Origin of the sequence: Brunnivagina elsteri CCALA 953 (genome assembly GCF_002289455.1) — a bacterium.
GTDB lineage: Bacteria > Cyanobacteriota > Cyanobacteriia > Cyanobacteriales > Nostocaceae > Brunnivagina > Brunnivagina elsteri.
This window is the reverse complement of sequence record NZ_NTFS01000195.1, coordinates 1-12,440: the sequence shown is the minus strand read 5'-3', so window position 1 is coordinate 12,440 and position 12,440 is coordinate 1. Positions and strand designations below refer to the sequence as shown.

Here is a 12,440-nt window from a genome sequence, read left to right as displayed (position 1 = left end):
CTCACAGTTATTAGTTTTAACTTAAATTAGTTAGAGAACTCCACAGAAAGAAATGCCCAATGTCATTCTGAGGAACGTACGCGCTGAGTCGCAAAGCGACACGCTGCGCGAACGCGTTGCCGCAGGCTAGAATCTCGCGTAGATGCTACCCTTCGGGAAGTCTTTCGTCTACGTTCCTCAGCATGACAACACAGGATCATTCATTTTGTGGCTTACTCTTAATCTAATTACAATATTTTTTTCCCACAGATGGGACGAAGAATGTAACAATACAAAAGCCTAGCTTCAAGTCGAAACCAGGCTAATGTATTCAAATTGTCGAAAGGAAACAGAGATTTAAATAGAGTAATAAAGGGGGAATGACTTGGCATCCTTCGGTTTCACATATACCTTTTGCTGGGGTTCCAAATTCAACTCATCAAAGCGATCGCGTGATAAATGGGCTGTCATCACCTGTCCATCTTCTAATGTCAATTCTACTTGGATTTCCCAACCTAGATGGATTAACCGACTCACCCTGGCAGGTACGGTTGTACCGTTGGGACTGGTATCTACAATAATGTCTTGGGGACGGAGAAACATTTCTGGATTTGTCGAATCGAAACCATTACGCTGGAAAATCTTTGATGAACTGGGCAGTACATTCACTGGACCAATAAAACTCATCACAAACGCCGAAGCGGGATGGTCGTAAATTTCCGCAGGAGTTCCCACTTGTTCGACACAACCTTTATTCATCACCACAATCTCGTCGGAAACTTCCATCGCTTCTTCTTGGTCGTGGGTGACAAAAACTGTAGTAACATTTACCTCATCATGCAATCGACGTAACCAAGCACGTAAATCCTTGCGGACTTTAGCATCAAGTGCGCCAAATGGTTCATCCAGCAACAATACATTCGGTTCCACTGCTAAAGCCCTTGCTAAAGCCACCCTTTGTCTTTGTCCACCTGAAAGCTGGGATGGGTATCTATCACCCAATCCAGATAATTGGACTAATTCCAGCAATTCTTCAACTCTAGTTTTGACTCTAGTTTTTTTGGCTTTGCGAATCTCCAAACCAAAAGCGATGTTTTGTCTGACCGTCAAATGCTTAAATAGAGCATAGTGCTGGAAGACAAAGCCAATGTTCCGTTTCTGCACGCTTTGATATGTCGCATCTTTGCCAGTCAGTAAAATTCTACCGCTATCGGGTAATTCCAAGCCGGAAATTAACCGTAGTAAAGTAGATTTACCCGAACCGGATGGTCCCAATAAAGCGACTAAAGAACCGCTTTCTATCTCTAAACTAACGTCATTGACTGCTTGAAAACTGCCAAACTGCTTCGATACGTTCTCTACTACTATACCCACGGTTAATCACCTTCACAATCTACGGCTTATTAGTCGGAATACCGTGATTTAATATATACCATAATAAGACAGGTTCTATACAGGTCTTATTCCAAATAAGTATTCCCGTTTCCTAGATTATGGTACTGAGGGTCACTTTCTCCAGTGTGTCGGTGGACGCGATCGCTTTATCTAGAGGTTGCTATAAGAACATTTTGCCGAAATGCCCTTAAACAAAATTAATTACACAAAACTAAGGGATGAAACCTTTGCCTGGACTAGAAACTCATGTGTAAATAATTCTGCACGATTACTTATTCTGTTAATTCTGAATCTTGCGGTAAATTATTAGCCGAGTAGCAACAATCAAGCGATCGCAACGGAAGAAGAAAACGAAATTGTGATGTCAGATTTACCTGGATGTATAACTCTCCTGCTGAACCACCACCAACAATGCAACAATCGGTATTCTGTACGTCTACAATGTCATGAGCGGAAGCTAAATTAGTATTCATATCTATCCTCTCCCCTGTTTATTCCTGGTGATTTTCTCCAGAAAGCTATTTTTTTACTTTTTCTAACCGCGTTGAGCGTGTATTATAAGCGCTGAATTACTTACATATTCTTGGTTCTAACCACTAACCCAATACCCAACTAACTATTTATTGTGACGCAAGTTATTTTAGAAAATGTTTACAAAAGTTTTCCTCACCGTCAAGAGGAAAGTACAGCGACTGACAAAAAGGCAGAAACTCCGAAAAATGAAGGTGTGAGTGTATTGAGAAGGATAAACCTCACCGTTGCTTCGGGGGAATTTATGGTATTGGTTGGACCATCTGGCTGTGGTAAGAGTACTTTATTGCGGATAATTGCCGGGTTGGAAACCATGACTGGGGGAAATATTTCGGTTGGTGACAACCTGGTGAATAATTTGCCCCCAAAAGAGCGGGATATTGCGATGGTGTTTCAAAATTATGCGCTTTATCCCCACATGACCGTGTACGATAATATTGCCTTTGGATTGCGTCGTCGCACAAAACAAGGGGAAGAGGTTGAGGCAAAGGGATTTTCTCAATTTGGGGAAAATTTGCTAGTGGAAGTCACCAGAAAATTACCCAAAGGATTGCGGTATATTTCCGAGAAAGAGAAATCTGTTTATCGCATAGTGAAGAAAGTCGCAGAATTATTACAAATAGAAGGGTTATTAAATAGATTACCCAAACAGCTATCAGGGGGACAAAGACAAAGGGTAGCATTGGGACGTGCGATCGCGCGCAATCCCCAAGTGTTTCTCATGGATGAACCGTTATCAAACCTCGATGCTAAGTTGCGTGCGGAAACTCGCGCTCAAATCGTCAAATTACAGCGTCAACTGGGAACAACAACAATTTACGTTACCCATGACCAAACTGAAGCGATGACAATGGGCGATCGCATTGCTATTTTAAATCAAGGACAGTTACAACAGGTTGCAGCACCTTTGGAATTGTATAATCGTCCAGCAAACCGCTTTGTTGCTGAGTTTATTGGTTCTCCACCAATGAATTTTATTCCGGTGGAGTTTCATGCACCTCAATTAATTACTAATGGTGATTTCCGGATGACGTTACCGGAGGTTTGGAGTAGTGCGTTGCTCCCGTATGATGGACGTACGTTAATTTTAGGAATTCGTCCCGAACATTTAATGGTAGGTGTCCCAGCGAACAAGAATTTACCTGTAGAAATCGAGTTAGTTGAGAATTTGGGTAATGACACTTATCTTTCTGCCCAATTAATTATTACTGGATTTGAACGGAAAGCGATTTTGACTAATGCTCTGCAAGTAAGAATCCCACCAGATAGAACTGTGAAAGTAGGTGAAAAAATTTGGTTGTCAATTACACCGGAAAAAATCCACTTTTTCGACCCAGAAACCGAATTAGCAATCTATCCAAAAACTTCCCCAATATTACCGCTACTATAGATTTAGTAGGTGTTAATGTAAGTTATGCAAAATCCATCCTTCATTAAGTCCAGAAAATCAAGCTTGGTTGCAAGAAATTATTGGTGCTATTTGACTGAATAAATATAGCTTAGTTTACGAAAAACTCTTTATATTCTTTGCGTTTCTGCGTCTCTGCACGAGTTTATTCATTTTAGATAAGCGAACATGACATGAATAGTAAAGATATTTTGATGAAATGTCTTTACTATCCAACCTAAATTTAAACCACAACTCCTTCTAATTGCTCATCGGTGACATCATATAGTTCCCGTAACTTCTGCAATTTATCGTCACTTGCATTCCAAAAACCACGTCCATGTGCTTCCAACATCCTGCCAATAATATTACGAAAAGCCTCTGGATTTGCTTGACGCAATTTATCAGCCATTTCTGTATCTAATGCATAGGTTTCTGTTGCTTGTTCGTAAACCCAATCATCATGAAAATCCACAGTTCCACCCCAACCAATTAATGCTGTCATCCGTTGAGATATCTCATAAGCACCACCTGAACCTTGATTTGACATTGCTTCAGCCCATTTAGGATTTAGTAATTTACTGCGGTATTCCATTCGTAATAAATCATCTAATTTTCGTGGTGTTGTGTCTTTCGAGAAACTTTCGACAAAGCTAGCATTTACCTTTTTACCACTTGTTTTTTCGGCAGCTTTTTTCAAACCCCCAGTATTTGCATAATACTCTTGAATGTCAGTCAAACCATATTCAACCGAGTCAATTTCTTGGACAATTTGACTAGTTGTATTTAGTAATTCTTTTAAAATTTCTGGACGTGCTTGTCCTTTATCTTTTCTGCCAAAACTAAAGGAATTTCGACTTTGCCAAGTATTTGCTAACTCATCTCCAGATTCCCAATTACCGTCAACAACTTGGTCATTTACTAAAGAGCCAAAATCACCTGATGGGTTAGAAAATAATCTTGCAGAGGCATTTTCCACACCTTGCGCTTTTAAAGCTAAAGCATGTTTACGAATAAAGTTTTCTTCCTCTAATTCATCTGCATCTGCTGCACGTTGAAATAAATCATCTAATAACTCAATAATATTCACAAAACTATCGCGGAAAATACCCGACAAATTTGCAAGTGCATCAATTCGAGGATGTCCAACTTCATCCAAAGGTTTCAATTCATATCTAACAATGCGTCCAGTTCCTTCTTTAATCGGTTCCGCACCAACTAATTCTAAAAGAATACCTAATGATTCACCTTTGGTTCTAATTGCATCTAAACCCCATAACATTACGGCTACAGTTTCCGGATATTTTCCACTATCTTGTAAATTCTGTTTAATGATTTTTTGGGCAATTTCTCGACCTCTTTCATAAGCAGCCGCAGAAGGCATTCTATAAGGGTCTAAAGCATGAATATTTCTCCCAGTTGGTAATACCCCAGCACCATCCCGTAACAAGTCACCACCAGGGGCAGGAGGGATATATTCGCCATTTAAACCGCGTAAAAGATTGGTTAATTCATCGGTATTTTGCATTAATAAAGCTTCGATTTCACTCAGAGTCGCAGAGTCGCAGAGGGGTTGAGATGTCTGGTTTTCAAAGTAGGCATTTAGATACGATCGCATTTTTTCTTCATTTGGGGCTTCACCTAATACATGTAATCCGGAAGAGAATAATCGGTTTTCTAAAATTTGCAAATACTCATATAATTTAATTAAATAATCATTAAATAGATGATTACTAAACATAAAAATATTTTCAGAACTAAATGATATTCCCAATTTTTTAGCTTCTTCAAACGGACAATCAGTATCCAAACCCGTATCAATAATCTTTTTACAAATTGCTTCCTTCAACAAGTAATTTTTTTCCGTATCTTCGCGATATTCAGCAATTAATTCACGCAAAGTTACTAAATCCTTATATAACCCTGCACGTCCATAAGGGGGAACATTATGGGAAATTAAAACACCATAACCACGACGTTTTGCTAAAATAGATTCCGATGGATTATTCGCAGCATAAATATACAAATTAGGTAAATCACCTAACAAAATATCCGACCAAGAATAACCAGTATTTCCTAACGGAGAACCAGGCAACCATTCCACAGTTCCATGCATTCCAAAATGCACGATCGCATCTGCCTGAAATTCATTCTGCAACCATTTGTAATATGCTGCATACTGGGGATGTGGTGTCATATCCCGTTCAAACATTAACCGCATTGGATCACCTTGAATACCCAAAGGTGGTTGTACCCCTATCCAAATATTTCCTAAGTTAATTCCCCCAATTTGAAATTCATCTCCAAAAGTTTTAATTCCGCTCTCTGTTAAAGATTTCCATTGTTTCTCAATCCGCTTTGTTTGCAAATAACCCAGCCATTTTTCCAAAGTACGAACATTAACAGTATTACTAATATTAACTCCATCCATCTGCGTTAATCCGCGTCCATCTGCGGTTTTAACCTCCTCATCTGCCACTTTCACCAAACGAATTAACTCCTCACCATCTTCCGGCAAATTATCGACTTTATAACCTTGCTTTTTCAATGCTCCAAGAAACTTAATTAAACTACGAGGAACATTTAATAAAGCTGCTGTTCCCGTAGCACCATAACCAGGAGGAAAACCATATAAAATCACAGCTATTTTCCGCTCCGATTCAGGTTTTCGTCTTAAATTAATCCAACTTTTAACCCTACCAATTAAACGATTTACCCGTTCCGGAACTAAATAAATATCTTCCCCCACTAAACCACCAAGGGGAACAGTATCGATCGCACCATCTAATTCCGGCAATGCATACAATACAACACTTTGCAACCCCCCAATTCCCTGACGTGTCCAGGAATGGATATCTTGAATTAACAACGGAGCAGCAACAAAATACGGTACATTCTTGGCAGTTAATATACGTTTTGCTACTTCAACCTGTCGTCCTGCTTCCATCGAGCCTGCTGGACCACCTACAAGGGGGAAACCGATGGTAGAGACGATTGCATCTACTTTTACCGCTTCTGGGGATAAAGATTTGATTTCAATATTACCTAGTTTTTTCTGCTCTATTTCATACTCAGTTGTCATCAAATCACGAACAGCAACATGTCCTTCCACACCATTAATAAATATAGGTAAAGGAATTAAACCTGCATTTTCAAATTTGCGGATAAGTTGGGGAATATAAGGTAGTTTCGTAATTACGTGTTTGCGATAAAGGAGAATACCAATTACTGGACATTGGGAATTGGGTATTTTCCTCTTTTTATACCATTCCAAATATTCCCGTGGTGATTCAAAATAACCTTGATAATCGGGATGAAGTAACCCGATATTTGGGGTTTCGATAATTGCGGGAATATCCCCAACTGGGAGGTTTAAATATTTTTCTGCTAATATCCAAAATAAAGCAGCGACATTTTCAATACCCCCCGCATTCCAATACCCATAGATAATTAACCAGTTACGTAAATCTTGGACTTTTTGAACAGGAATAAACTTAAGTAATTTTGGACCAATTTTCAGAAAACTAATATAACCCGCAAGCTTATCTTCCTCACGTCCATTACTGAATTTATCTAAAATAAACTTTACAGGTTTAGGCATTCCTTTCGGTTTATCACCAATGGCAAATTCCCCAATTTTAGTTAATCCCATCAATTCCAAAGCAGACTCAAACACCAATCGGATGGGAATTTGGGAAACGCGTTCACGAAGTGACTCCGTTGCGTTAGCTTCCCGCAGGGTAGGAGTATCGCACAACCACATCACTTGGTCATAATCAAACAACAAACTGCCAAAAAATACATCTGCCCCCAGGAGTGCTTTTTCAACGTCATCCGGTTTACTAGTGATATCGCGATCGCAAAAAATCCGTATCTCTAATTCAGGACATCGCGAAACCGCCAATTCGGCAGCTTTGCGGTACAAGTCAGCATTAAATGATTCAAATCCAGCAATTAAAACTATACGTTTCATGTTTAAAAGTAAAGAAGAATAAATTTTTCTTTACCTTACATTGTAAGCATTCCAGCATCCAGTGGTGAAGACAATAAAATCCGTAACGCGACTTTCATTCTTCTCATCAACAGCCCAAATATCTCCTCTTTCATAAATTTTTCAGCGAATCCACTGAGAACACCCCCCGGCAGGGTGAGTATAATAAGTGACTGAGAAACTGTAACCTATTTATCGCTGAAAGGTTTATTATTATGTCAGACGAATTTACTTTTACCGTCGAAAATCAAGCTGACTTGGCAATTACAGAGCTTTGGGTATCTCTAGATGATGAAGAATGGTCACAATTCACATTAGGAGATGAAGGTATCCCATCTGGTGAAACAGCAACGATCGCTTGGGCAGAATACACCAATGATTCTCCATGTGAGTGGTATATTTGCTGCACATACGAAGATGAGTCTGAATCAGATTCTGCCGTATTCAATTTTTGCGAAGAACCAGCTTTGGTATTCAGCTAACTAGTGATTAAAATATGCGATCGCTCTTTATTTAATTCGCGAATTAAGTCAGGGATAGATGCATACAATATTTAGTTATTTAACCATCTAGTTATTAAACACAACAAAAAACCTACATCAGCATTCGTTGCATCTGTGGGTTTTTTGCAATTTCTTAAATTTAATAATTCTTCTTCAACATCCCGCTAAATAAATTGAAATTCTTATCAATTCCACCAATAAAATTAAACATATTGTCTACATTCTCTGGGGTTTGGGAAATTAATGTATCCTTAGTAATTAAATCGCCAAAATCAACCTTAACTTCCCCGAATCGCTGAGTCTTGCCATCGCTTTCATAAAATTTTACCCCAGCCAACTGCATAATTTTAATTATTTCCTGTGCCATAATTCCATAACCTACCGTAGTCGGATGAATCCCATCAATTGAAAATAAACCACCCTGAGTTCGACCTTTTTTCATCTCGGAACGGAAAAATAATGAAGTTAAAGCAGGTGAAATCGCATCCAGTTCCGGTGGCAATTTATACTCACCTCCAACGCTATTCCACCAGTCAGGACGAGCATCAGGGTCTTCGATATAGCGACGGGAAGCAAAACGGTCAAGTAGTCCACAAAGTTCAAATAAATACCAATCCTTCCCCTGTAAACGCGCCTGACGTACCACTTCTGTTATCGATTCATTATATTGGTCAATGGCACTGTCGATTGCCCTGGCTTCATTTTCGGTGATGTGTGGATGCTTCTCTGGGTTAAAATCTTGGTCGTGAATCCACGGTAACGTGTAGTATGAAAAATAACGTGACTTATTCCGAGCTTTATCACCGACACCACGGGCAAAAGGTGCGATCGTCAGATGGGGAACTGTTGCGAAAATTACATGTCTAGCGCGAATTTTCTTCACTTCTGCCACTAATAAATCTAATTCAGCTTTGAAGTGAGTTGGTCGCCAAACTGTATATTTATCGTTGACACTCATATCATCATAACCATCATCACTCCAAGAAACATTAAATGTCAAAATGCTTCCTAAAGCGTTGTTAGAGCCAAGTGTGATAACCAAGGTTTCAATTCCTTCGGTTTGCTCATTTCCTTCCGCACCAAGCAATTCTGCCGCTTGTAAAGGAGTCAAGGCTTTTCCCTGATTATCCCGTGCCGTATTTAAAACATAGATAGCAGCACGTTCATTATGATTATTGATAACTTGCCGAAGTACATCGTCTTCCGATTTCGCTTTACTAATAACATCTAAACAGATGTCTGCATTGCGCGATAAAGTATTCCGCAAATCCCAACCGTAAACCGCTAAATTATGATTAATTTTACCCTGATTCGGGTATATTTTACCTTCACCCCGTTCCCAGTAATCCTCAATCACATCGAGTTGTTGCCGAATAAACAAAAATACAGGTACTCCATTCAACCAATTGATTTCATTTCCCAATTTTTTTTGCAAGTCATGGGCTAATTTTTCCAAATTCAACGGCATTCCATTACCAGGTCCACCATAAGTAGGATAGCGTAATTTGTCCCAACCTAGTTCCTTAGAAACTATTGCTGGATATGAAAGCTGAGTATTATAAATTGCACCACTTTGAAACCCATGCGTTAGGGAATCACCAATCGTCACTAAACGATGCTGTGGAGTTTCAGCCTTAGATACATTAGATACATTTACCACAATCCCAAGAGTTGGGTCAGTAATTGGCTTTCGTGCTTCAAAACTAATTTTTACATCTCGTGGTGTTTTCGGGTCATGAAATCTCGAAGTAGATGCCTGTATCATTATTTTCCCTGTATTGAATCCATTCTCGATCGTATTTTCAATGAATGGAGAATGAGCGAGGTATATCCTATCACACATAATTGCATTTATGTATGATAAAAATTACTTATGCATACTGACCTAAGAGTACTCCAAGTAAAAAAATGCCCAATTGTCATTGCGTTCGCTCTTAGCGTGCGCGGAGCGCTTACGCAACGGAGTGTAGCGAAGCAATCTCAAAGACTTTGCGATTGCTTCATTCCGCTTCGCTCCATACTCCGAAACGGAGAAGCAAGCTACGCAATGACAGGTTTTAGATCATTTTTTGGAACACTCTAAAGTAAACAAGGATTGTTAAATAGACAATTTTAGTAGCAAACTTGTATACAACCAACTTGGCAGTATAGTGTAAAATACTACATGATTTTATGTTTACTAAAGTATTAAGTCTGAATTTGCCGAAAACAAGAAGATAGTAAAAAGTAAATCTTGCCCCCGTGGCAAAGTTTACGTACAAACAACACTTATGGAGGTTTACCATGCGATTTGGAATTGATATCGGTCATAATTGTCCACCAGACACTGGAGCTAGGGGAATCAAATTCGAGGACAATTTAACTTTCGATGTTGGTAATCGAGTCATGTCAAAATTAAAAGCATTAGGACATGAAGTGATAGAATGTAAACCAGTTAGAGCAGGTAACGTCAAAGATTCTTTATCACGAAGATGTGACAAAGCAAACGATACAAAAGTAGATTTATTTGTATCAATTCACTTTAATGCTTTTAACCAACGAGCAAATGGAACAGAGATATTTGCTACTGGTGAAAAAGGAAGAAAAGCTGCGAAACCTGTATTAGATGAAATCGTTAAATTAGGTTTTTTTAATCGGGGAATTAAAAACGGTTCTCATTTATTTGTACTGAGAAATACAAAGATGCCAGCAATCTTAATTGAAAGTTGCTTTATCGATTCCCAGAAGGATATGACATTATTTAATTCCGAAGCGATCGCAAACGGCATAGTGAAGGGTTTAACAGGACAATTACCAAAAGCTCCAGTTGTCCCAGTTCCTGATGAAGAGAGTAATATTGATACTACGGTTTTGAGATTACAACGTGCGTTAAATAGACTCAAAATCACCGACCAAGATGGCAAAGTTTTGATAGAAGATAATACGATTGATGTGCAAACAAAAAAAGCCCTCGAAAGATTTCAGCGCATCGCGGAAATACAAGTCACGGGAATTGCTGGGAATACAACTTGGCAGGCAATTAATCAAATTTTAGCAAAAAGAATTATTCGACCCAAACATGCAGGTGGTCCAGTTATGCGCTACCTACAGCACAGGATGGGAGTAGAAATCGATGGAGTTTATGGTTCGGAAACTGAAGATGCAGTTAAGAGATTCCAGAGACAAAATGGGTTGCTTGCAGATGGAATTGTTGGACCTGTAAGCTGGCAAAAATTGATTGGTTAATTTTATCCTATCGTAGAGACGTTCCGGTGGAACGTCTAATCCAAATCCCGTAGAACATTTAATCAAAATCCCGCAAAACATCTAAATAGTTAGGTTAAGAATTTTCTTAACCTAATTATTTTTTATAAAGTCGCGAGTTGCACACCTCAGCATTCAGGTACAATTATTGGTTGGCATTTTAATTTTACTTTTTGCTTAAGAGGCAGTGCATCAAAAATGACAACTTCGACCGCATCTACTTCCGACACAACATCTACTCAATTCAACCCCAGCGAATGGGTAATTGATAGCAACGGAAAAAGCGCATTATCGATTCGGATCAAAGGCGATCGCATCTTCAAAGAGGAATCACCATTTCAAACAGTGGAAGTATTTGATACCTACGACCGAGGCAAAATGCTGACCATCGATCGGATGGTAATGTGTACCGAATCGGATGAGGCAAATTATCACGAGATGATTGTCCACGTACCCATGTTTGCTAATTCTGGTATTAAAGATGTCTTAGTAATTGGTGCGGGTGATGGTGGGACAATTCGCGAATTAGTGCGTCATCCCGGCATTGAACGGGTGACAATGGTGGAAATTGATGAAGTTGTAGTTAGAGCATCAAAACAATTTTTACCAACTATTTCCTCTGCCTTAGAACATCCCAAATTAAATTTACTTATCGACGATGGGATTAAATTTGTCAAAGAAGCAAAAGAGAATTCCTACGACTTAGTAATAATTGATTCATCAGACCCTGTAGGTCCCTCGGAAGGACTTTTCACCCAATCCTTTTATGAAGATGTATTTCGCTGCTTGCGATCGCATGGTACAGTAGCCATCCAAAGCGAATCTCCCCTATTCCATCCCGATGCATTTGTGGATTTAAATAAATGCCTCAAGCAGGTTTTTGGTGTTGATTCCGTACATCCTTACTTGGTGTTTATCCCCATGTATCCTTCGGGAATGTGGAGTTTAACCTATTGTTCCAAACAAGGAAATCACCCCGTAAATAATTGCGATCGCGAAAAAGCTGCACAATTTACTCTTGAGCATAATTTGCGCTATTACAACCCAGATATTCATCAAGCTGCATTTGCATTACCTGGATATATTCAGAAGATGATTCAAGTATAAAATGTCATAAACCTCGTCCATGATGAAACCCGGAGTTTTTTTTAAGATTCAAATCCGTCATTGCGACGTAAGGTAGACACAAAGTGGCTACCCGCAGGGTAGCAATCTCAAGGTCTTTGTGGAAAACTACAGTTCTCAAAGTAGACGAGGTTTAGTCCCCGATTGTTTGAGAAAGTCGGGGATATTATTTATTTTTATTATTTATTCTTAGAGAACCCCACATAAAAAAATGCTCTTCGGTCATTCTGTAGCTTGCTACTTACAGAAGCCGCTTGCGCGTCTACCCGCAGGGTGGAACGTACGC

The 12,440-nt window shown here is 39.2% G+C and carries 8 protein-coding genes; 4 read left to right on the top strand and 4 right to left on the bottom strand.

Annotated features, from left to right (window positions below):
* Window positions 1–336 precede the first annotated feature (336 nt).
* Together CK510_RS17190 and CK510_RS17185 are read right to left on the bottom strand one after the other, a co-directional pair.
* Window positions 337–1,353, bottom strand: a complete 1,017-nt coding sequence (locus tag CK510_RS17190) for a sulfate/molybdate ABC transporter ATP-binding protein (RefSeq protein ID WP_095722878.1) — start codon at window positions 1,351–1,353, stop codon at window positions 337–339.
* A 293-nt stretch (window positions 1,354–1,646) separates the two neighbouring features.
* Window positions 1,647–1,847 (bottom strand): hypothetical protein, encoded by a 201-nt coding sequence (locus tag CK510_RS17185; RefSeq protein WP_095722877.1) that lies wholly within the window; start codon window positions 1,845–1,847, stop codon window positions 1,647–1,649.
* Between the two features lie 152 nt (window positions 1,848–1,999).
* On the opposite strand from CK510_RS17185, the gene CK510_RS17180 reads away from it, so the two are divergent.
* Window positions 2,000–3,295: an ABC transporter ATP-binding protein gene (locus CK510_RS17180; protein WP_095722876.1), complete on the top strand. Its 1,296-nt coding sequence runs from the start codon at window positions 2,000–2,002 to the stop codon at window positions 3,293–3,295.
* Between the two features lie 241 nt (window positions 3,296–3,536).
* Here CK510_RS17180 and bchH read toward each other — a convergent pair whose 3' ends face one another.
* On the bottom strand, window positions 3,537–7,265 hold the full coding sequence (gene bchH, locus CK510_RS17175; RefSeq protein ID WP_095722875.1) for a magnesium chelatase subunit H: 3,729 nt from the start codon (window positions 7,263–7,265) through the stop codon (window positions 3,537–3,539).
* Window positions 7,266–7,498: 233 nt separating this feature from the next.
* Between bchH and CK510_RS17170 the strand changes: the two genes are divergently transcribed.
* Complete coding sequence (locus CK510_RS17170) at window positions 7,499–7,765, top strand: hypothetical protein (protein ID WP_095722874.1); 267 nt, start codon at window positions 7,499–7,501, stop codon at window positions 7,763–7,765.
* A gap of 160 nt (window positions 7,766–7,925) precedes the next feature.
* Here CK510_RS17170 and CK510_RS17165 read toward each other — a convergent pair whose 3' ends face one another.
* Complete coding sequence (locus CK510_RS17165; RefSeq protein WP_095722873.1) at window positions 7,926–9,551, bottom strand: SGNH/GDSL hydrolase family protein; 1,626 nt, start codon at window positions 9,549–9,551, stop codon at window positions 7,926–7,928.
* 518 nt (window positions 9,552–10,069) lie between these two features.
* Here CK510_RS17165 and CK510_RS17160 point away from each other — a divergent pair.
* Together CK510_RS17160 and speE are read left to right on the top strand one after the other, a co-directional pair.
* Window positions 10,070–11,011 carry an N-acetylmuramoyl-L-alanine amidase gene (locus CK510_RS17160; RefSeq protein ID WP_095722872.1) on the top strand — a complete coding sequence of 314 codons (942 nt, stop codon included), beginning with the start codon at window positions 10,070–10,072 and terminating at the stop codon, window positions 11,009–11,011.
* Between the two features lie 216 nt (window positions 11,012–11,227).
* Complete coding sequence (gene speE / locus CK510_RS17155) at window positions 11,228–12,136, top strand: polyamine aminopropyltransferase (protein WP_095722871.1); 909 nt, start codon at window positions 11,228–11,230, stop codon at window positions 12,134–12,136.
* Window positions 12,137–12,440: the final 304 nt, after the last annotated feature.